Source organism: Gottfriedia sp. S16(2024), from assembly GCF_050473765.1.
Classification (GTDB): Bacteria; Bacillota; Bacilli; order Bacillales; family Bacillaceae_G; genus Gottfriedia.
This window is the reverse complement of sequence record NZ_JBFLUO010000001.1, coordinates 3,717,823-3,739,733: the sequence shown is the minus strand read 5'-3', so window position 1 is coordinate 3,739,733 and position 21,911 is coordinate 3,717,823. Positions and strand designations below refer to the sequence as shown.

Below are 21,911 nucleotides of genomic sequence, written 5' to 3'. Positions count from 1 at the left end.
TTTCACATTATTCCAGACCAGGTGCCTTCCACATATGCGTGGTTAAACCACGATCAGCAAGTTGAAGCTGTTCTAAATATACACTTCTCCACTTTTCATAGATTTTTAGGTATTGTTTATGATTTTCATTGTTAGGTATATGCGTCCTCTCCCACTTTACAACTTGTTTAACTGCTTGATGGATATTCTCATAAATTCCTATGCCAATCCCCGCAAATAATGCGGTGCCAAGTGCTGCTGTTTCTTTAACTACAGGTACTTTCACTGGTACTCCAAGGACATCTGCTAGGGTTTGGCTCCAAAGTTTTCCTTTCGAAGCACCACCAGTAAAAATAACTTCACTTGGATAATAATCAGTTTCTTCTTCTATAATCTTTAAGTTTCCTAGTGTGATAAGCGCAGCATTTTCTTGAATCGATTTAAACATTTCTTTTTTACCAGTCTTTAGAGGATCTAGAGTGAGATTAATAAATGATGGAGATGCATGACGCCAAGCGCTATAATTCATCGTATCTGAAAATATAGGAATAATCCCATTTGCCCCAATTGGAACATTTTTTGACTTTTCTTCTAAAATTTCATACGGGTCTCGACCGGTCATTTTTGCTTCTGTTTTTTCCAAATCACAAAATGCATCACGAAACCATCTCATTACAAGCCCGGGGAAAAAAGCAATGGTTTCTAGCTGCCATAATTCAGGCACTGCATGGCAGTTAACCCGTATACGGCCACTTTTGTCAACTAAAGGCTGTTTCACATTGACTTCCTGTTGCCAAAATGATCCACCTGATACAACAGCTTGCCCCGCTTTTACCGCACCAACACCAACAGAAGCCATTTGAGCATCTCCGCCTCCACAAATAACCGGAGTTCCTGAATTCAAACCTGTGTACGCTGCTACTACATCCGTCACGTAACCGATAACGGTACCAGCTTCATTTACCGGAGGAAATAAATTATTTTTTAGTCCGCACATTTTTACTACATCACTTTCCCAATTCCTTTTCTCAATATCAAATATCCCTGTAGTACACCCATTTGAAGGATCCACTTGAAGTTTCCCTGACAATTTATAAAGAATCCAATCATTAATCATTGTCATGTCAGTGGCTTTTTCATAAATGCCTGGTAAATGATTTTTTATCCACAAAAGCCTTGGCAGTGCCCCTAATGCAAACATTTGACCTGTTAACCTATAAATCTTGTATTCTAATTCAGGATCTAATTCCTTTAATGCTTTGACTTCATCCGAAGCTCGAGCATCTACATTTGCACAAGCCCAAATCTCCTTACCCGTTTCATCATAAAGGACAATTCCTTCCCTCATACTCGTTGCACTTATCGCTTTTATTTTTTTACCGTCTACTCCTGTTTCTTCAATAACAGACTTTACACACTGAACGACTAACTTCCAGTTTGTTTCCCAATCAAAATCCATAGATCCTGGATACTTATCATTTGATAAATGGTTCCATTCTATTTGTGAAAACCCAACTTGATTTCCTAATTGATCAAACAAAACAGCGCGAATACTACCAGTACCAGCATCAAATGCCAGAATGTACGCCATTAATTTATTTCACCTCCATATTGAGTAATGAAATAGCTGTAGCTTCATCTGTAATCAACAACGTAATATACTTTCCTTTTATAGCTCTGTATATGGCCTCAATTTTTTTCTCTCCGTCAGCCACGGCTATAACATTTAAAACTCTTAGACTCTTCAAGTCCGTTCCGATTAGCCTTTTTGGGTGTGTCAAATCAATAATTTTACCATTTTGATCGTAAAATTGACCTAAAATATCGCTGGCTTCATTCGGTTGTTTAATAAATGTCAGTTCGTTCATGGTCATTTTTTCTTCCTGAATAATCGTGGCATCAGGATAAATACCGACAATACCAACAATGATTTATATTGTGGATTTAGCCACCTCGGAATGTCTTTTATTGAAAGTTTAGATAAAAATTTTCCTGTCATTTCTTCGGTTGAAGCCAAAAATGGAGCAGGAATTATATGTATATCCTGAAATTTTTCCAAACCGCCCTTTTTTTGACGGCGATTATGGAGATAGTAAGAACTACCCCATTTAAGATTACAACTGAAATATGACTAAAGGGTTCCATTTTCAAGTATTCAATCGTTCTGGAAACAGCTCTTCTCCAAACTAGGCCAACCATAAATATTTATTTTGAGTTAAGCTCTCTTTATAGTAGTACCAGGCTACTTTCATCAGCATATTTTCCATATAACCTACTTGGCTCATCTACTACTACACACCATAACGAAAGTTTCTCATTAAAAAAATTGTTCACCTGCTTATTAGAAATATATCCGTAATCTTAATAATAAGACCTTACAAAATAAGTTTCTGAATATTCAAATTTTATTTCAGACTGATAATATTTTTGTAATTTGAACAAATATCGACTTAATTTTATTGATTATTTCATTATCAGTAAAAGAAAGAAAACGAAAAATATATTAAGATAGTTCAAAAGTAAATCTTTCATTCAAGAACAAAAGTGTTGTTAATGAGGTAATATAAAGTACAAAAAAGGATAGATGTCAGTAGATATTATTACTTAACAACTATCCATTCCCTTATATTCTAATCTTGATTTAAATCCTACATCTTCTTTTTTAATTAAATCAAATTGTTTCTAAACTATTACTTTTTCTAATTTTTTTTGAAGAATTGTCAGAATAAATCTCTCTTCCAATCCAAATAAAAGCAAGGTCCCAAATGAACTGGAGGAAATCTGCTCTTATAGTGAAGAAAGGCGCAAGAGCCACGGCTATCAAGAGGATCATGCTAAAAAGAGGCAATACACGTTCGATAAGGTTACTGATTCCATAATAGAGGAAAAAGAAGTTCATTATGATAAACATGATGCTACCCGCTGATAAAGATGAATGATGAAAGTAAGATACCACCAAAGGGACTGATATAAAACTCATTATCTCACTTTGTGAGGAATTATGAATAGCGTTCCAAAAATCCATTTCGTTGAAGAAAGAATTTCCGGAATAACACAGGTTAAGTAATAGTCCGATAAAAAAGAACAAATGAGAAATGGCCATGTTCCTACTTGGTTTCTTACTGTATGCGTAAAGAAGAACACTAAAGAAACTCAGTAAAATCAGTATATCCCCAGCCAATTCCGCCAATGTGGTTCCGACTCCCACTTCAAACATCATGTTGTTTTTTATAGATATATTAGAGACCATAAGCGACAGAATTTGAAGAACACTTCCTATTACGCTACAAATAGCTAAAAAACGCAAGTAAGGTTTAGGCATTCTAACACACTCCTTTTTTCGTGATATGAACTTCGTAATTATATTCCTTCTTTAAAAAGAATACATTCAAGGTATACCAAATAGACTAATTTCTTGATGATTGAATCAATTGCATGAAGCAAAAAATCTACAACGAAGTGAACACCTTAACTTCCAACTATGTATTTATATTGGAGTGTTTTGAAAACGGCCCTCTCATTTGTTTCTGTAGCACTCTTAATTGAAAATAAGATTTTATAACTTTCGACTGTATAAGACAATTGCTTCAACCTTTTCCAACTAATACATTTCTACCCTGTGTTTCATTATTGATCAATCCAATCATTTATGTACCCGTGTTCACTTATTTTCAAATTATCACCAGGAGCATAGCCGTCAAATACTTTTGTGGCGATCATTTCTAAATAAATAAATTTCACTGAATCGTCTTTGAATAATATGTAAATTTTGGAAATTGCATTTTTTTGAAAAAAATTAAAAAATTATTAGAAATTCTTACTAAATTGCCCAATATTATTAGAATGTTTTTAATCAAAAAAAATAATATATGGTTAAAAATTAGTACTTTTTTAGTGAAAAATCTAAAATCTCCTCTATTTTTTGTATATATAACGTCTTCGATAATCAAATTTATCGATTTATATCGAATGCAAAAAAAACTAATTTTATCAATATTCCCCCAATATACAAAGTATTTCCGTGACAGTATTATAAAAAGAAGGAATTAATATTACGATTATTACAAAAAATCGTAATATTAGAAAGAAAATTTTCGACAAAAAAGAACAAAAGTAAAATGACGGTAAAGTCGAAGGATCAAGATGCTATCAAAAATAAAGAACCTACTAGTTAAAGAAGATAGACGGAGGAAACATTCATATTAAAGATTTAATACACCATTAATACATTCATTATTTAAGGGGGGCTTTACTATGCAATCAGAACAAGAAAAAATTTCAACGGATTTAAACTGGATAGATTTGTTATTAGAATGCATCGAAATAGGAATAAGCGCTGAACAAGTTAGGGCATTTCTTTATAATTGTAGTACTAAGATTGAGTCAATATAATTTGGCTCAAAAGACTGAATAGAAATCACTAGATTGACAACGGTTTAACATAAAAAAGACCCCTAAATCGCAAAAATATTTTTTACGAAATCAAGGTCGGACTAGAAAATGTTTATTTTAAATAGCAAAAACAGTTTTGAATTAGACATCTGATTTTATGTCCATTTTGTCTGATAATTCTAGGGATTAGTCTTATTTATTTCACAAAGAATCTATTATTTCTAATATTTCTGTGCAATTTAATTAACCGTGATTGGAGGGGGTTCTAACAATTACAATTAAAATTAAAGCTAAATTTCACCCGATGAGCCATACACAGTTCTGGGTTTGCACTTATTTTTCTTTTTTTGTGAAATAAGTAAGTACGAAAGGAATCAGAGGTACTAGCACAATTAATCTAAACCAATTCTCTGATGCAATAAAAAAATACAGAGTTGGAAGTAATAATACAATTCCACTTATTAGTAATGATTTCCAAAATTTTTTCCAAAGACCCCATGCACATAGAACTAATCCAGAAAACATTAATACCCAAAAAATGAGACTTATCCAATCGATAACAATTGGAGCAGGTATTTCCGAAGTTCCACTTGCATCATCTACAAAAGTCACATTTCTTATCCTCATTACTCCACCTCATATTAAAAAGAAAAGTTTGATAATAAATATTAAATAGACCTTCTTCCAACAATACCTAATGTCAACACAACGAAAGAATGTAAAACAGTTCTTAATCATCTTCAACTAAAGCAATGCGTTAGTTGTAAATCATTGCTAATTTTTTGATTGAAGGAAAACACTCGTTAAGCAAGATCCTTTGCTCTATCGTCTACATTTAATACGACTTTCTTTTCCTGAGATACCTTATCCAACGAGAAATTAGTGTCCTCTAGATGCACAAGTATTTTTTTACAAAGTAAAATGTCCGGCATCCTAAAAGATGCCAGTTTTTTTTACTAGATACGAAAAGCGTTTCTTAATGGGGATTTTTCGTACGGTTTACTTGTAAACATGTCCGCACTTTTTTTATTTATATTTAATTCTATAAAAATTGAAATAAAAAAAACCTTGAAAAGACAAGGTTTTTTAATTATATTTTCTCGACTACAACAGCCGTTCCATAAGCTACAATTTCACTCATGTTTTGCCCAATTTCACCTGAATCAAAGCGCATCATGATAATTGCATTTGCATCCATTTCACTAGCATTTTTAGTCATTCGATCCATCGCTTCTTTTCTCGCATCCTCAAGCATTGCAGTGTATTGTTTGATTTCTCCACCAACAAGACTTTTTAGACCAGCTAAAATATCGCCACCTAGTCCTCTACTACGTACAATTACTCCAAATACAGGTCCTTTTACTTCAACTAGTTTATACCCTTCAATATTTTCAGTTGTAACTACGATCATATTGTTCACCTCAAAATTTTTATTCTTTACACAAATAGATTGATTTAATTTTGTGTCTTTATTTCAATACCATTTTTAAACATCATTAGTTAAAAATGGAAAATTTGAAACTTATATTGTATTAATTCTATGTAATAGGTTTAAACCCTTTTTACTAAAGTGAAATTCAATTACTTAAAAAATTATTATAAGTTATTACTTGAAGACCGATTTTTCTACTTCAAATGATGGCTTTTCATTTACATCAATAATAAATGCTGATTTTTAATAAACCCCTCTAATGTATGTAAATCAAGTTTTAAATCATTCCTACTTTGAACAATTGGATAAGGATTTTCATAGATTACACGAAAACTTTTTAATATATTTTCTAATCTTTTCGCAAGTGTTGTTTTTCCGCCAGCCATTGGGCCTTGGATCGATATAATCTTTCTCATATTATCCCGTACTCACTTTTCGCTAGTATATTCTTATTTCATCATAATATTTTCTTCTTTTAATTACCAACAATTAGTAAATTGGACTATAATAAAATTATATTATCATTTTATTTATAGTTAGTTAAGGAGAATATATGCTTAGAATTTTCATCATAATCGGGGGGTTACTATTATTAGTATTTATTCTATATGGACCAATCCCGAGTTTACTAACACGTTTATTTAAATTCTTTTCTATCCATCAAGTTTCTTCTATAAGTCAGAAACGGATTGCTTTAACTTTTGATGATGGTCCACATCCAGTTTATACGAATTTACTTTTAGACTTACTCCAAAGTCATTCAATTAAAGCAACTTTTTTTGTATTAGGTTCAGCGGCAGAAAAGTATCCTACGATCATTAAAAGAATACATGAAGATGGTCACTTAATCGGAATACACAATTATAAACATAAATGTAATTGGTTTCTAAGTCCAAAATACATAAAAAATCAAATCGAAAAGACTGCAAGTATTATTAAGAAAATAACGAACAGTGATCCACTTTATTATCGACCGCCTTGGGGGTTAGTTTCACTACCTCTCCTATTTCAAAAAAAGCTTAAAATTATTTTATGGTCGGTAATGGCAAATGATTGGAGTAGTAAAGAAGGTAGTGATGGCATTTATACTCGTTTGTTAAATCAAACGAAACCAGGATCAATTATTTTATTACATGATAATGGGGATACATTAGGTGCAGATGAAGATGCGCCTATTCATACAATAAAAGCATTAGAAAAATTTATTGAACATTGTTTACAAAACCAATATCAATTTGTTAGGATTGATCATTAGTTATTTATTCATTCAAAACCAAACACCACAAGGAACTCATTACCTTGTGGTGTTTTTAAGTATTTATAAAGTTTTTAGTCATAAATCTTCTAAGAAATTGAACTAAAAATATCATTGACAATTAATTGTGAACTAAATCCTTTATTTAATGCAGTTAAAGATGATTTCATTTGTTCTAAATGATTTGATTTGAAAAGAATTCGATTTATATAAAAAGTTAATTCATTTAACGACTTTACTGTAACTGAAGCACCAGCATTTTCAAATATTCGGGAATTCTCTTTTTCTTGGCCTGGTGTCGGTTTATATAGAATTGTCGGTAAATTACATGCAATACATTCTGATAATGTAATACCACCCGGCTTCGTAATTAAGAGATCAGATTTTTTATACAAATTTCGTATATTATTTACGTATCCAAATACTTGTAGTCGGTCTTCGTATTCTTCATTTAATTTACTTAATTTATTATAAAGTATGCGATTATAGCCACATACCACAGCTACATTAAGCTTTGTTTCAGTAAGTAACTGCTTGGCCATTTTTTCTACGTCCTTTAATAATCCAACTGCCCCAGCAACTATCAAGATTTGATCGTTTGATTTCGATTTACTTGTACCTTCATTCAAGAAATCTATTTCTTTAAATTCTTGGCGAAGAGGTATACCACTTACAAATATTTTCGATAATGAAACGCCTAAATTCACCATTTGATGGATTAATCCTTCCGTTGCTATATAATAGCGATCGATTTCATTATGAATCCATGAACGGTGAATATAATAGTCGGTAACAACTGTATATAATTTACAAGGATGTGATGAATATTTTTTCCATTTTGCTACTGATCCAACTGGAAATGTAGTAATGATAATATCAGGCTTCTCTTTTTGAAGAATACTTTTTATATTCTTACCGCATAATTCTAAAAGCCTGTCAAAAATGACTGTACTGAATAATTTCTCAGTTCCATAGAAGAACCATTTATAAATTGTTTGGGCATGTTGGAATAATTGCAAATGAATACTTTTTGCAAATACATTTATTGTTGGATATGCTTCTTCATATATATCAATAATTGTTACATCGTTAAGGTTAATATGTTCAAACTCACTTTTTAACGCTTTTGATACTTCTTTATGCCCATTTCCAAAACTCGATGTAACGACAAGTATTTTAGGCTGCAATACCATACTAATCAACCTCTTTTGAATAGACAAATTAATTAAACGAATGTATGAATTAACATTGAGATTACTACTGCAAATGAAAGATAGTAATGCCAGTTTTTATCTTTACGTTTATATCTTAAAAAACCAAATATCCCCAGTGGGACTAAGAGCAAATAAGTTATTACGCCTGAAATATAAACAGCATCTGTTTTCCATTCAAAAAAAGTCATAATCACAGAGTGTACCGTAATTAAAGCAAAAGTAATTAACGAGATTGGGACATGTATTAACTTGCACCATTTCAATAATTTACCTAAGTATTTCTTAAATTGCTTTTTGTCATTTAATTTTTTAAATCTAATTAAAAAATAAAGTGGAAAGAGAATAAATCCCGCAAATACACCTATTCTACCAAGGGATCCCTTATCTTTCGCATACATTTTTAAAGGATTAATTTTATGAAAACCATGTTGTATGCCATTTTGTATATGAGGTCCCAAATTCGTTAATAATTCAGTTCGATGCGAGACTTTCGACCCTGCAATGATAAAAAGAATAATCGAAATTACTAATGCTATATAAATTAATTTTCTCTCATATTTATTTTTTATCCAATTACTAATCATTTTGATTCGTTCCTTTCAAGTATTAAAGGAAAATTGAAGATAGCACTATCTATTTTTTGAATTTCCCCTTTTTTATATAACTAATGTACAAAATAAAAGTGAAAATTTAATGAAAATTGCATTATGTTTTGGTAAAATTGATTAATTTTGTGACAATTTACTTTTCTTACTTAATTTTTTAAGAACATCGATAATGATTGGTATAATTGAAACAAGAATGATTCCAATCGTTAAGATCCCAAAATGATTTTTAACAATTGGAATATTACCAAAAAAGAAACCAATCGAAACCATCAGTCCAACCCATAGTGTTGCTCCGAAAATGTTATATGAAATAAATTTTGTATAGTTCATTTCACCGATTCCTGCTACAAATGGAGCAAATGTCCTAACAATCGGAATAAACCTTGCTAGTACAATAAATTTAGGCCCTTTTTGTTTGTAAAAGTTTTCAGTTTCATGAATGTATTTTGTATTTATTTTATTACTCTTACTTAATTTACTTCCGAATTTATTACCTATAAAATAATTTAAAGAATCACCTAAACTAGCTGCGATTATGAAAAGGATTAATAATCCAAAAAAGTTTAATAAATGTAAGGATGCAAGTGCACCTGCTGTAAAAATTAATGAATCTCCTGGTAAAAATGGTGTCACAACAAGTCCCGTTTCCAATAAAATAATGAAAAATAAGATGATATATGTTAATGCCCCATAGTTGTGCACAAAAGTTAATAAATGTTGATCTAAGTGCAATATGAGATCAATAAAATTTTTTATTATCTCCATATACTCTAACTCCCTTAAAATTTTCTCTATATGTTTTTCTTAATTTGAAACAAATTTGAAATCGGAATTTTAATTTTAAAACTGCTACCCTTTCCGAATTCGCTATTAACAATAATTTCTCCATTTAAAGACTCAATAATCGTTTTTGCGATCGATAACCCGAGTCCTGTATTACCTTCATCTCTTGATCTATGCTCTTCTATTCGATAAAACCGATTAAATATTTTGTCTTGTAGTTCTTTTGCAATTCCAATACCATTATCTTTTATTTCATAATAGAAATAGTTTGTTTTTTTTTCTGATCTCACGTAGTAATTTAACGAAATTGTACGGTCCTCATGTGAGTATTTAATCGCATTATCAACAAAGATATTAATCAATTGTTTTAGACTTTCTTGATTTGTTTTAACAATAAATTTTTGTTCATTTAATAGCTGTATTATTTGATTTTTTTCTGATGCTTTATATTGCCATGCTTTTTGAATTTGTTCCGAAAAGACATCAATTCTAAATTCTTCAATATTAACTTTGGCGATTTGTTTCTGGTCAAGTCTTGCAAGAAACAGTAATTGATGGACAAGATTACGCGTATCACTTAATTCCTTTTTTAAATCGGTTAAGGTTTCCTTACCGAAATCAGATAAGCGATCTTGCTCAACGCTTAATACATCTATACCAGCTTGTAATACAGATAACGGTGTTCTAAGTTCGTGTGAAGCATTTTCCACAAATTCTTGTTGTTCTTTATAAGATGAAATAATTGGTTCCATTGCCTGATTTGTAATTTTCTTGCCGAAGTAGTACGCCATAAAACAAAAGATAATTGAGAGTAGAAATGAGATACTGATAAACTGCTTTATTAAATAAATAACTGACGATAAATCTTTACCACTATAAATTGTACCGAGGTAATGATTGGATGAATCATATACCTTTTCTGCAGCAATCATTAAATTTAGTTCTTCTTTATCATGAGGACTAATTCGTTTAATAAATACTTTATTATGATTAGGATTAATCTGTTTTAAAACTTTTTCTATATCTTTTGTATACCCTGGTGATGTTTCATCATAGATTTCAAATCCGTTCTTTTTATTTAAAAAATAATTAAAATAAACATTTTTGCGTTTATGTTTTCTTTGAGTAATATCATCATTTGGACCTAGAGATGCAGCATTCATTTTTACTTCTTTTATTTCTTCCTTTAATACTGTAATTAGATCACTCTTTTGATCTAAATAAATATAAAACGACAATACACTTCCTACTGAAATATTAAATAAAATAATGAAAATCATTAAAATTCTAAGATTGAAAAATGTTAATCGCTTGCTAATTTGATGAAATAATGAGATTTCATTTTTCGATTGTATATCCAACACCTCTAACACTCTTTATATAGGTTTTTTGATATGGTAGATCAATTTTTTTTCTTAGATTTTTTACATACGCTTCAACAGCATTACTTGTTACCTCAGATTCAATTCCCCAAACTCTTTCAAAAATAACTTCCCTAGTAAGCACAATCCCTCTATTTTTTACTAATAAATCAAATAATTGCAATTCTCTTTGAGTCAAAATTATTTGTTCATTACCTCTACTTAAACTAAAATTTGTCCGATTATATGTTAAGTCTTCAATCGTGATTAATTCATCTTGAAGTGGCGCAAAATTTCTTCGATTGAGTACTTTAATTCTTGCGGCAAGTTCACTAAAATCGAATGGTTTAATTAAATAGTCATCCGCTCCAGCTTCTAACCCTTCAACACGATTATTAATACTGTCTCTCGCTGTTAACATTAAGATAGGTCCTTTAAATCCACCTCTTCTTAGCTTTTTGCATATTTCTAAACCACTTATTTCAGGTAACATCCAGTCCAAAATAAGTAAATCAAAATCATAGTGAGTAGCTAAATCCAATGCCTGTTTTCCATTAGTAGTCCATTCGATTTGAAATGGAGTTTGTGTTTTTAACAAATGGGTTGTCATTTTTCCAAGTTTTTGATCGTCTTCAGCAAATAAAATTTTCAAAAGAAGTCTCCTCTATTAAGTTCTTAATCAGGCACTTAATTTCTTTTTCATATTAGATGGTAACTTGTTTATTATTCTTTCGTATATTTTCAATAATATTTTCATTAATGGTTCCGTTAATGATGATGTTTTTAAAACAATAATCGCTACTATACTAGCCAAAATAAATGCACCAATTATATCAAATGGATAATGTACCCCAACAAAGATACGCGAAATACCAACTAAAATCGCCCACACAAGTGAAACCATACCTAAACGATCTTTTCTAAGCAATAAAATAAGAGCTGTAGAAAATACTAATGTTCCATGATCACTTACAAAAGATGAATCCGATGAATGTGAAATCAGTTTCGTCACATGGTGATTCACAAATGGTCGTGCGTGATAATAAAATTGATGGATTATAAAGTTACCGCCTAGTGCTAAAATAAGTGTTAAAGCGATATAAAAAGCTGTATACTTACGCTCGGTACCTTTTTGAATCCATAAAAAACATAAAAGTGCTATTACGATTAAAATGGCAGTTTTAGATAAATAAATCATTACATTATCTAATGTCGGCCATTTTCCAGCAAAATTATTTATTAATTTAAATATTGAGTAGTTCATTAAAATTTCCTCCATTTTTTTGATCGGAAATTATTATATAAAAGTTTTATGAAAATTTGATGAAAATTTTGATTGGAAATATGTTTTTCTAATAAAAAAAGACCTATTATAAAATAGATCCTTTTTTCTTAGACTACAGATATTCAAACAATTTAAGTATGTGGGTGATTAAAAAGTGTATAGTTTAGATTCACTGTTTTTTCATTATTTACCTTAAATAAGTTTTAATACACGTTCACCAAGTACATGTTTAAAAATTACGTCTGCTAATTCTTTTTCTACTTCGAATCTAGAATTTTTTAATAAATCAAACTGACTTCCGTTCAAGATAAAGATCATGCCAAATTGTTTTTCTTCATGCCAATATAAATTACTGATTAATCCGTATGCTTCACCAGCATGTCCAATCATTTCTTTGTAGCCAGGTAAAAAGTCGTGGCTAATATGAAAACCAAGAGCCATTTTACTAAAGAAATGATTATTTTCTTCTCTAGACCATTGAATTGATTTCATTAATTTTGACGTTTTTTGTTCAAGAATTTGGTGCCCATTTAGACTCCCGTTTAACATATGTGCTCGTAAAAACTTACTTAATTCAACGGCAGTTGTCCTTAGTCCACCTTGAGGTTCAAATAATCCTCCATGGTTTCCGATGATGTATTGATCCCAATGAGTTTCCGAATATTCACTTTGCCTAACATCCTCAATTGTTACTTTATATTCGTTCGTATCTTTATTTTTTTCATATAAGTTTGCTAATTCATGGCTTTTATTAATATTTGAATAGGAAAAAGCTACATTCTTCATTTCTAGAGGTTCAAATATATTTTGATTGATATACTCGTCAAAGCGTAAATTAGTGACTTTTTCAATAATTGCACCGCATATGATCGCACCTATATTTGAATACATCCAATGATCTCCTGGTTTCCAATCCCCCCATATTTCTTTCGTAAAATACTTTCCATTTTCATCAAATAATTCTGTAAGTTGTAAAGAAAAATTAGAATGTCCATCTCTAATAAATTTTGCATACACACTATTTGATGCATCGTCTGAGTTAAGTGAAGATGTATGAGTTAAAATTTGTCTCAACGTAATATGAGATTTTGGGAATTTAGGATTTCTTATTTTAAATCCTAAATAATGACTAATATCTTGATCTAAATCTATTATTTTTCTTTCAACTAATTGCATGATTGCTGTAGCAGTAAAAAGTTTTGAAATAGAAGCAATTCGAAACATTGTATTTTCCGTAACTAAGTCTCTTGTTTCTAAATTACGAAAACCATACGCATCAGACCAAATCAGTTTATCTTTTATAACGACTGCTGCTTGACACCCGACAATATTAAATTTGTCCATTATTAATTGAATTTCTCCCGATACCACTTCATTTTTTTGTTGTTTCATATTGTTTAGCATTTTAACCTCTCCAATCTATAAATTTCAAGTGAAATTTATGTAAAATACTGTAAATTTTTTATGTAAAAAAATTTTTTTAAATGAAGCGTTTTCAAAGTTATTTTAATATTGTAATACTCACTACCTGTTGCTAAAATGAATCATAGAAAATGGAATTAAGGGGATAGAATGGATGATTTTGATCGAGGTTTTTGTTTATGCAGGAATTATAGCTGCTAGCATTTCTGGTACTTTGGTTGGTATTCAAAAGAAATTGGACTTATTTGGTGTTGTTTTTTTAGCAGCTTGTACTGCGCTTGGCGGAGGGTTAATTCGTGATATTATTTTAGGTCAAACGGTACCGAATGCTTTTGCAAAACCTCAATACTTTATCGTAAGTACAGTCGTTTCAATTGTAACATGGTTATTTTATCAACGAACAATGCAGTTCCAATCAACTTTAATCATTACTGATGCAATTGGTCTTGGTGTTTTTACTGCAGTTGGTTCATATTCGGCAATTGATCACGGTTTAAAAGGTTCTTTTTTAATTATTTCGATGGGTTTAATCACTGGAATTGGTGGTGGAATTATGCGAGATGTATTCGCAAGAGAAATTCCATTTGTATTCCGAAAAGAAATTTATGCAATTGCAGCAATTATTGGCTCTGTAACAATTTTGTTTACACATGGCGAATTTACTAAACTGCAATCTTTGTATATTTGTTTTCTAATTACAACAGCAATTAGAATTATTGCTGTACGATATAAAGTAAACTTTCCTATTAGAAATGTTAATGATAAATCGTTTTTACTTTAAGCTTAACAAATATGTTAAGCTATTTTTAATGGTCCTAACCAATAATTGATTAGGACCATTTTTATTACTTAGAAACACTATTTGATTCTATGTATTCTTTATATAAAATTTCTTTTTTTACATATTCTTTTAATTCATCAATTACTTCAGTTACTTTTGCAAAAGCTTCAGGCTTCACAATTGTATCATTTTCAAAATCAACAGGGTCTAAAACTAGTTGTTTTGGTAATGCATTTCCATAAACACCACGAATTACTGTTCTCAAACTATTTAAAGCATTAATACCACCTTTTCCTCCACCAGCTACTGCTAATAAAGAAATTGGCTTTTTCTTGAATGGCTCAGAACCTAATAGTTCAACTAGGTTTTTTAAAGCTCCACTCATCGCATTATTGTACTCCGGCGTACAAATAACGATTCCATCTGCTTTAATTAGTAATTCTCTAACTGCTTTAACTGCTTCTATTTCTTTTTGTTCAGCTTCCCCATTATAAAGAGGAATTTGTTCAAATGCTAAATCTAAATTTGTATAATTATTAGATTCCGCGATTTGTTTTGCTAAGAATCTAGTTCGACCATTTGCTCTAGGTGAACCATTTACTACGACGATATTCATTAAAATTCCCCTCACAATTTAAAATAGTTGCCAACTAATTGACAAATTTTAACTAAAAATACTTTAAAACTACAAAATATAGTATAAATGAAAACTATTTATTTGCCTATTAATTTAAACTGAATTTAATGAAAACTTCGATTGTATTAATCTTAAAAGTCGTGGAAAATATATTTATTTTGAACTTATGAGTAAGAGATTCTCATCTTCTTGATTTTTTTGCTCCTTATGAACACCTTATGAGGAAGTTAATCTCAACCCAAGAAACATCAATGAGTAAGGTTATTCCTTATACATAAACTATTCGATTGATATAACACTAAAGTTTAGTATATACTTATTTGACAGAATATTGAAATTACACTTGGAATGGATGTGATACATATTGGGGAATTTGGCAGTAAATAAAAAGGCGACAATTAGTATCATTATTGCAATGGCTACTTTTGGAACAGTAGGTTTCGTCGCTCCTAAAACGGGCTTAAAAGCCATTGATTTAGTTTTTATTAGATGTGTTTTTGCGAGTATATTTTTATTGTCTGTTTGGTATTTTTCAGGGTTAGCTAAAAAAGAAATATTTAATAAAAAAGATATATCTCTTTCATTATTTAGTGGAATTTTATTAGTTTTAAATTGGGTATTTTTATTTAAATCATTTGAAAATTTATCAGTTACAATTTCAGTTTCAATTTATTACTTAGCTCCCGTTATTTTATTCTTATTAGGTAGTTTAATTTATAAAGAAAAAATTACGCTAGTTCCATTACTTGGTGTTTTAAGTAGTTTTATCGGATCGATCCTTTTATCTGGGATTAATTCTGATTTTACACTTGATAAATTCCTTTCGTCTGGGGTCATTTGGGCATTTCTTGCTGCAATCTTTTATGGATTATTAATGATTGTGAATAAAGGGATTACACAAACAAGTTCATATTTTACGACTTTACTTCAGACAACATTAGGGTTTCTGCTTTTAATTCCTTTTGTTAAATTTGATTCTTTTCAAAACTTGCATTTAGAAAACTGGTCTTTTATTTTGATTATTGGATTTGTTCATACAGGCGTTATTTATGCATTATTCTTTGGTAATATTCGATTTTTACCTTCTAATATGATTGCTGTATTAACATTTTTAGATCCTGCAGTTGCAATTGTGTTAGATACAGTCATAACAGGTTTTAAACCAACACCAACCCAAGTTATTGGAATTTTTATGACATTTTTAGGTATCGCTTTAATTTTGCTCCTGAATTCACCAAAAAAGGTATCGCAAAATTCAAATGAAAAAATTGCAAATTAACGTTTATTCAGTTAAAAAGAACTTTAACTTCATTGTCAAACTATACTAAAAGGACTATAATAAAGTCATAAAGAATATACTAAAAAGGGATGTGCTGCGAACACACCCCTTCCGAGTAGTAATTGGTAAAGTTGCTTTCCTCGGATCCAGTGAAGAAATAATCACCACAACCTTTTCGAGGGGTAGGGTGGTTATTTTTTTTTGCTAATAGAAATGATTATACCGATTATGCTTAAGATTACAGTTGCAGTTATCCCAACACTTTGAATAATTAAATTTGCAATCTCATAACCAGTCACATTCTCACCTCCCTTCTTTACGAAGAAAGGCACCTACCACAACTCTACTCTACCTAATTTTACCATAAGTATATTCAAAATACCAGAATGTATGTTCTGTTTTTGTGATATTTGATTACAACCCATTTCGTCAATTTATGAAGATTAACCATACCTCAACAGCATTTTTTGAACATAATAAGGATACTAGAATAATGGATTAATGAAAAACCTTCATTCCTGAAGAACGATCAATAAGAAACAATTTTACATAATAATTTCAGTTTAATAAAAAGAACACTTGTTTTAAGTGCTCCCTAATTTCTGCTATTAATTATTATTAAGTGTAAAATTCCATATAAGTTGGCTATTATCATTCCAACGACAAAAGCAATGCGAAATCGCTAAAATGTAATATTAGCTCAAATTTCGAAATACCATTTTTTAAATTCTTCTATTTTTTCACTTACTTTCTTTCGTAATGAATTCTTTTCTTGGGTGGCTGCCGTTTCTAATAACAGTTGTTGATCTTGTTTTCTTTGTTCTCTCCATTCTTCTAACAGTAAGCTAGTCTGCTTTTCTCGTTGCTTTAATACTTCTTTATGTTGTCGTTCCATCTTTTTAGAAAGTCTTTCTTCCATTTCATTCATTAGTTTTTCAATTGTTTGCAACTGGTGTTCATTGTTTATCTGTATTAGGTGCTCTGTTAAGTTTAAAGACTTTTCTTCGACTATCATGTCAGTATGAGGTATTAATCTATTGGTTTGCTCTTTTATCATTCTCGCAGACTTCTCTAACGTCATACCATCATGCTTACTTAATTCAATTAGTTTTTCGAAGATCAAGACATCATAATTTGAATATTGTCGATGTCCTCTACTATTCTTCTTGATTGTATAACCAACATTCTCTAAGATGTCCTGATATTTTCTGAAGGTGCTTGGTTTCAACTCCAACTGCTCTCTTATTTGAGTACTAGTTAATATTACATCTCCGTCTATCATACCCCTCACACTCCTTACAATGCTTATATTCTATACTGGCATGCTATCTCCTTTTTGCATTGCAAAAGGTTTACCGAATTTAGCACCAGAGTTTATTGAAAGAGGAAGTTTTGATAAGCAAATAAATGAACTTTTAGAGAAGAGGACCACAACTTAATTGTGATTCTCTATTTAATTTCTACTAGGATAATTTATTAAAAGTAACGTACATTTGTATGTATGTTATCTTTATATAATCTTGATACATTGTTCTAATTTACAGTTCTATTTTTATACGAATGAAATGATCTAATAGTTTCTTTATTTTTAAAAGAAATATAATAAAAAACTCATTTGTATTTTTACAAATGAGTTTTCAAATCAAATTATTATGCAAAATACAATATTTTAGTTTAAAAGATATGTCATCAAGAATATTACAAATACTGTTAAACCCGCTGATATTTTTAAGTTTCTACCTAAGTTTAAATGATTCATCATATCTCCTACTTTCAATTAAAATATTGGTTGAAATATTATCTATTAATAATATATTTTTAGAAAATTCGTTTTTCCCTACAGAATAATCATACTAAGTATACTGTTTTATTACCATGTATAAAGTGTGAACATTATTCTATGAAAATTTTTTAACAATTTTAGCTGCTATATTGACACGTATATAAATGCTCCAAAATAAAAAACTCATTTCAAAACAATCTTCGAAAATGAGTTTTTTTATTGTTAATTATTTTGAATCAAACATTGATAAACTGCCATCATATCACGTTTATTGAGTTCTCTTATGCGATTAAATATCGGTATATCTTTAACTTCCTCGGTTAGTAGGTTTTCAGGAACTATTTCACTTACTTTACCAGTGAGCCATGTTTGAACCGCAATGCCCTCAACAAGCTGTTGACGTCCACTCTCATTGATTCCACTAGCTAAACAGCTAACACAAGGTATTGTTAATTTATATACTCCGTCATGTAGATTATCTTCAGAAATTACTTTCTTTCCCTTACAGAACGGACAAGGGTTACTCGCTTTTACTTTATTAATTAGTGTAACGATTTTTTTATAGCCAAATGCTTCATAAACATATGTTAGTTTTTTGAATTTACCATTTGTAAAATATTTGTCAATAATGTCTTCTCTAGTCTCAAATATATTTTTAAAATCAGTTATCGTTACTAAGTTTTTATTACTTACGTCTTCTATATTTGACTCAACACGATCCCAAAACGGTAATGCATTTTGTAATACTACTTCATATCCAACGAAGCTTGCTTGTTTTATTTCTAGCATTTTTAAAGCAACTTGTTGCTCTCGGGATAGTAAAGAAACTTCTACTGTTAATGTTGTTTCTCCACCAACAATTGATTTTATTTCCTCTAGGACTGGTAGCTGGCCAACTGTTTTAATTACTTGATCTACAGGTTGATTGATGATTTCACGAATATCAAATTTGCCAAACATTAATTTTTTGTGGTGGTTTAATACTGTACCTTCGCAAATAGGGCATATAATTTGCTCTTTGGAAACCTTCATTTGTTCTTTAATAGGAGATTTTGAAATTGACATATACCGTCCAATAATCGTATTAAAACCTTCCCATAATCTTTGCGTCTTTCCAGCTTTATCGTAAAAAGTTTTTTCATAGTATCCATATAAAAAAGTATGCTTTTCTGCTTCTGACATTTCATTAAAACTTTTACTAATGTCTTGTCCAAGTTCATTTTTTATTTCATCAAATAGGAATTGTAATTTAGGATATTGGTAATATTTTAAAACTTCCATTACATCTGAATGTAATAAACCTTCCCAAAAAGGTACTATTTTATCTTGTATGACTACATCAATATCAAACTTTTCAATTACTCTACGGCCAGAGCAGGATGGACAATGATTTTCTTGGTTATAAAAGTCAAAACTTCTTGTGTCTTTATTAGTCGGATGTGAAGCAACGACCTGATTAATAAGTCCGCCGATTTCAAATAAAAATGTATATTGACTATATAAATGTCTTTCTAAATCAATTGCAATTACAGGAAGAATAGCATCAGATTCATATTCTCCATAAATAAGTCGTGCCATCGATGATAAACTTTTTAATATACCACCTTTATAAATGTTTTCTGCATTTTTGAAATAATTTATATTATTTTCTTGTAAATATTGAACTCCCTTTTGTACTTTTAGTGCTGAAGAGATTTGCGCATGAGGCTTTTCAGAATCCTGTTTTATGTGATTAAAATAATCATCATGACTTACAACTTCAAGATGTTCAACAGGGGTAATCTTTCTTTTCCCAAAATCAACAATATAATCCGAACTGTCTAACATGTATGCATTATGTTCAATCATCATAATAGAAATTGATTCATCTTTTAGAATTTCTCGAACACTATCTATAAATTGATTTAATATATTTTGTGATAATCCTTTTGAAGGTTCATCAAAAATGAATAGTGTATGAGGATTTCTTGAATTAGTAAATAGTTCAGAAACTAAATGTACACATTGAAATTCACCGGTTGATAGTGTTTGTGTTTTTCTTTCAAGAGTAAGATAGCCAAGACCAAGTTTAATTAATAAGCTTAATCGTTTATGAGCAATGTCTTCGTTCGGTAGTTCATCAATGATATCCTCGATTGAACGCAGGAAAATATCATCTATTTCTTCACTATATTTTGTTAACTTTCTTTTTATATCTAGGAATGTAGCAACTGTTGATCGACTCGTAATCGATTGGTTTCGATCTTGACCTACCATCACTAATTTATCTTTTGGATATCGTTTTAAAAAGTCTTTTGCCATACATTCATTTACTAAAGTAGATTTACCACATCCAGATTCGCCAGTAAATGTTACTAGTCTATTTTGAGGGATTTGTATTTCTTGAATTTGGATATTACGACAATGAAGATCTTTAAACTCATAGAACTCATTTGGCAAAATCTCGTTTCTTTCCCAAAGAATCGGTTTAGGTCGTGGTGATTCTTCTACAATTTTCCCACCGTATTTACCACTTCCAGGTCCGAAAAATACTTGATCATCTGTTGCATCTAACACATTGTCGGAATGGTCAATTAACCATATTTGATTTTTAAATCCTAATTCTTTTATCTCGTCTAATATTTTATTTAAAGTATCATGGTCAAGACCAACCGAAATTTCATCGATGATAATAACAGTATTTTCACTAGTTGCCATAAATTCGGCTAAATAAAGTCGAGTTATTTCTCCACCGGATAATGTACCTGTTATTCGATTTAAGGATAAATAGCCAATATTCATTTTGATTATATTGTTGAGTAAATGCTGTTTAGCTTCACTAATTTGTAATTCTTCAGCTAATGATAAGATTGTTTCTACACTTAAGTTATTAATATCTGAAATAGTATGTGGACGATCAAATAACTCAATTGTATATTCTTCAATTTTTTGATTATATCGGTTTCCTTTACACTTATTACATTCAATATTTTTTGTAATTCCGCGGCCTTTACAATCCGGGCACCAGCCTAATTCATTATTAAATGAAAAAACTTCTGGAGAAAGATTAAACTTTTCTGCAAGACAATCACGAATGTCCTTAAAAACACCAGTATGTGTTCCAAGTGTTGAACGTGGATTCGTAGAAATGGATGATTTGCCAAGGAATAGTACTAATGGCATTTCTTCCATTTTAATCGCACTAAAATTTGTTTCCATTATGTTTGGAAATAAATATTGATATTCAGCCTTTGGAAGTAAAGACACTAGTCGTTTCTTTGACTCCTCACCAATTGTTTGACAAAAAGTTGTTTTACCAGAACCAGATAATCCTGCAATTCCCAATGATTGGTTCTCAGGTAAAATTGCATCTAATTTATTAATATTATTTGCAATTAATTGACTTATCTTCAAATTCTTATCCTCTCTTATCTCGTAAAATTTGAATAAATTATGTATGCTCTTTCCTTATATGACCTTTAATTTCTGCAATTATACTTACAATCAATATTTTATCAATTTAAGACAATCCAAGCTATAGATCGTGAATGATAATATGATTTATATTTGAGGGATTTCACAAAAATATCAAACAAACCGAAATTTAATTTCTTAATTTTTTAGATTTTTTTGAAATTTTATTTCAAAAACCATAGACAATACTTTCCATTTTTGGTAGTTTTATATTATGTAAGCGCTACTAATTTAATAGAAAGTAAGG

General features: G+C 30.2%; 19 protein-coding genes and 1 pseudogene. 4 read left to right on the top strand and 16 right to left on the bottom strand.

Annotated elements, in window-relative coordinates; translation table 11 throughout:
• Positions 1 to 7 precede the first annotated feature (7 nt).
• The 3 genes from lsrK to AB1282_RS17610 all read right to left on the bottom strand — a co-directional run bounded on the left by lsrK (position 8) and on the right by AB1282_RS17610 (position 3,301).
• Entirely contained in the window at positions 8 to 1,570 is a 1,563-nt protein-coding gene (gene lsrK, locus AB1282_RS17620) for an autoinducer-2 kinase (protein WP_390312924.1), read from the bottom strand.
• Positions 1,571 to 1,574: 4 nt separating this feature from the next.
• Complete coding sequence (locus tag AB1282_RS17615) at positions 1,575 to 1,898, bottom strand: sugar-binding domain-containing protein (RefSeq protein WP_429901170.1); 324 nt, start codon at positions 1,896 to 1,898, stop codon at positions 1,575 to 1,577.
• A 752-nt stretch (positions 1,899 to 2,650) separates the two neighbouring features.
• Positions 2,651 to 3,301: a hypothetical protein gene (locus AB1282_RS17610; RefSeq protein WP_429899663.1), complete on the bottom strand. Its 651-nt coding sequence runs from the start codon at positions 3,299 to 3,301 to the stop codon at positions 2,651 to 2,653.
• 932 nt (positions 3,302 to 4,233) lie between these two features.
• Between AB1282_RS17610 and AB1282_RS17605 the strand changes: the two genes are divergently transcribed.
• Complete coding sequence (locus tag AB1282_RS17605; RefSeq protein ID WP_390312926.1) at positions 4,234 to 4,371, top strand: hypothetical protein; 138 nt, start codon at positions 4,234 to 4,236, stop codon at positions 4,369 to 4,371.
• 333 nt (positions 4,372 to 4,704) lie between these two features.
• Here the strand turns inward: AB1282_RS17605 and AB1282_RS17600 are convergent, their stop codons facing one another.
• From AB1282_RS17600 to AB1282_RS17590, 3 genes and pseudogenes are all read right to left on the bottom strand, one after another.
• Positions 4,705 to 4,998, bottom strand: a complete 294-nt coding sequence (locus tag AB1282_RS17600) for a hypothetical protein (RefSeq protein ID WP_429899662.1) — start codon at positions 4,996 to 4,998, stop codon at positions 4,705 to 4,707.
• Between the two features lie 463 nt (positions 4,999 to 5,461).
• Entirely contained in the window at positions 5,462 to 5,782 is a 321-nt protein-coding gene (locus tag AB1282_RS17595; protein WP_088011817.1) for a YbjQ family protein, read from the bottom strand.
• A gap of 245 nt (positions 5,783 to 6,027) precedes the next feature.
• Positions 6,028 to 6,219, bottom strand: a pseudogene (locus AB1282_RS17590) (ATP-binding protein); the annotation flags it as partial.
• Positions 6,220 to 6,356: 137 nt separating this feature from the next.
• On the opposite strand from AB1282_RS17590, the gene AB1282_RS17585 reads away from it, so the two are divergent.
• A complete protein-coding gene (locus AB1282_RS17585) occupies positions 6,357 to 7,058 on the top strand; it encodes a polysaccharide deacetylase family protein (protein ID WP_429899661.1) in 702 nt (233 codons plus the stop codon).
• An 89-nt stretch (positions 7,059 to 7,147) separates the two neighbouring features.
• On the opposite strand, the gene AB1282_RS17580 is transcribed toward AB1282_RS17585, so the two are convergent.
• The 7 genes from AB1282_RS17580 to AB1282_RS17550 form a co-directional block, all read right to left on the bottom strand.
• On the bottom strand, positions 7,148 to 8,251 hold the full coding sequence (locus AB1282_RS17580) for an MGDG synthase family glycosyltransferase (protein WP_390312930.1): 1,104 nt from the start codon (positions 8,249 to 8,251) through the stop codon (positions 7,148 to 7,150).
• Positions 8,252 to 8,283: 32 nt separating this feature from the next.
• A complete protein-coding gene (locus AB1282_RS17575; protein WP_390312931.1) occupies positions 8,284 to 8,856 on the bottom strand; it encodes a hypothetical protein in 573 nt (190 codons plus the stop codon).
• A gap of 141 nt (positions 8,857 to 8,997) precedes the next feature.
• Complete coding sequence (locus tag AB1282_RS17570) at positions 8,998 to 9,645, bottom strand: VTT domain-containing protein (protein WP_056465391.1); 648 nt, start codon at positions 9,643 to 9,645, stop codon at positions 8,998 to 9,000.
• Positions 9,646 to 9,671: 26 nt separating this feature from the next.
• Positions 9,672 to 11,027: a sensor histidine kinase gene (locus AB1282_RS17565; protein WP_156339574.1), complete on the bottom strand. Its 1,356-nt coding sequence runs from the start codon at positions 11,025 to 11,027 to the stop codon at positions 9,672 to 9,674.
• Positions 11,002 to 11,676 (bottom strand): response regulator transcription factor, encoded by a 675-nt coding sequence (locus AB1282_RS17560; protein WP_429899660.1) that lies wholly within the window; start codon positions 11,674 to 11,676, stop codon positions 11,002 to 11,004. The genes AB1282_RS17565 and AB1282_RS17560 overlap by 26 nt, the downstream gene beginning before the upstream one ends.
• Before the next feature lie 27 nt (positions 11,677 to 11,703).
• The gene (locus AB1282_RS17555) at positions 11,704 to 12,288 is read right to left on the bottom strand and encodes a phosphatase PAP2 family protein (protein WP_429899659.1); all 585 of its coding nucleotides are present in this window, start codon (positions 12,286 to 12,288) and stop codon (positions 11,704 to 11,706) included.
• A gap of 213 nt (positions 12,289 to 12,501) precedes the next feature.
• A complete protein-coding gene (locus AB1282_RS17550; RefSeq protein ID WP_429899658.1) occupies positions 12,502 to 13,713 on the bottom strand; it encodes a serine hydrolase domain-containing protein in 1,212 nt (403 codons plus the stop codon).
• 172 nt (positions 13,714 to 13,885) lie between these two features.
• Between AB1282_RS17550 and AB1282_RS17545 the strand changes: the two genes are divergently transcribed.
• A complete protein-coding gene (locus AB1282_RS17545; RefSeq protein WP_056473142.1) occupies positions 13,886 to 14,512 on the top strand; it encodes a trimeric intracellular cation channel family protein in 627 nt (208 codons plus the stop codon).
• A 64-nt stretch (positions 14,513 to 14,576) separates the two neighbouring features.
• Here AB1282_RS17545 and AB1282_RS17540 read toward each other — a convergent pair whose 3' ends face one another.
• A complete protein-coding gene (locus tag AB1282_RS17540) occupies positions 14,577 to 15,128 on the bottom strand; it encodes an NADPH-dependent FMN reductase (protein ID WP_429899657.1) in 552 nt (183 codons plus the stop codon).
• A 385-nt stretch (positions 15,129 to 15,513) separates the two neighbouring features.
• Here AB1282_RS17540 and AB1282_RS17535 point away from each other — a divergent pair, with 385 nt between their 5' ends.
• A complete protein-coding gene (locus AB1282_RS17535; RefSeq protein ID WP_429899656.1) occupies positions 15,514 to 16,428 on the top strand; it encodes a DMT family transporter in 915 nt (304 codons plus the stop codon).
• Positions 16,429 to 17,128: 700 nt separating this feature from the next.
• Here the strand turns inward: AB1282_RS17535 and AB1282_RS17530 are convergent.
• Together AB1282_RS17530 and AB1282_RS17525 are read right to left on the bottom strand one after the other, a co-directional pair.
• Positions 17,129 to 17,710, bottom strand: coding sequence for a MerR family transcriptional regulator (locus tag AB1282_RS17530; protein ID WP_429901168.1), 582 nt, complete (start codon positions 17,708 to 17,710; stop codon positions 17,129 to 17,131).
• 723 nt (positions 17,711 to 18,433) lie between these two features.
• Positions 18,434 to 21,604: an ATP-binding cassette domain-containing protein gene (locus AB1282_RS17525; protein WP_429899655.1), complete on the bottom strand. Its 3,171-nt coding sequence runs from the start codon at positions 21,602 to 21,604 to the stop codon at positions 18,434 to 18,436.
• Positions 21,605 to 21,911: the final 307 nt, after the last annotated feature.

Coding starts and splice junctions, on each gene's coding strand:
- lsrK (WP_390312924.1), bottom strand. CDS start 1,570: ATGGCGTACATTCTGGCATTTGATGCTGGTACTGGTAGTATTCGCGCT.
- AB1282_RS17540 (WP_429899657.1), bottom strand. CDS start 15,128: ATGAATATCGTCGTAGTAAATGGTTCACCTAGAGCAAATGGTCGAACT.
- AB1282_RS17585 (WP_429899661.1), top strand. CDS start 6,357: ATGCTTAGAATTTTCATCATAATCGGGGGGTTACTATTATTAGTATTT.
- AB1282_RS17550 (WP_429899658.1), bottom strand. CDS start 13,713: ATGCTAAACAATATGAAACAACAAAAAAATGAAGTGGTATCGGGAGAA.
- AB1282_RS17570 (WP_056465391.1), bottom strand. CDS start 9,645: ATGGAGATAATAAAAAATTTTATTGATCTCATATTGCACTTAGATCAA.
- AB1282_RS17600 (WP_429899662.1), bottom strand. CDS start 4,998: ATGAGGATAAGAAATGTGACTTTTGTAGATGATGCAAGTGGAACTTCG.
- AB1282_RS17575 (WP_390312931.1), bottom strand. CDS start 8,856: ATGATTAGTAATTGGATAAAAAATAAATATGAGAGAAAATTAATTTAT.
- AB1282_RS17555 (WP_429899659.1), bottom strand. CDS start 12,288: ATGAACTACTCAATATTTAAATTAATAAATAATTTTGCTGGAAAATGG.
- AB1282_RS17545 (WP_056473142.1), top strand. CDS start 13,886: ATGATTTTGATCGAGGTTTTTGTTTATGCAGGAATTATAGCTGCTAGC.
- AB1282_RS17610 (WP_429899663.1), bottom strand. CDS start 3,301: ATGCCTAAACCTTACTTGCGTTTTTTAGCTATTTGTAGCGTAATAGGA.
- AB1282_RS17530 (WP_429901168.1), bottom strand. CDS start 17,710: ATGATAGACGGAGATGTAATATTAACTAGTACTCAAATAAGAGAGCAG.
- AB1282_RS17595 (WP_088011817.1), bottom strand. CDS start 5,782: ATGATCGTAGTTACAACTGAAAATATTGAAGGGTATAAACTAGTTGAA.
- AB1282_RS17605 (WP_390312926.1), top strand. CDS start 4,234: ATGCAATCAGAACAAGAAAAAATTTCAACGGATTTAAACTGGATAGAT.
- AB1282_RS17580 (WP_390312930.1), bottom strand. CDS start 8,251: ATGGTATTGCAGCCTAAAATACTTGTCGTTACATCGAGTTTTGGAAAT.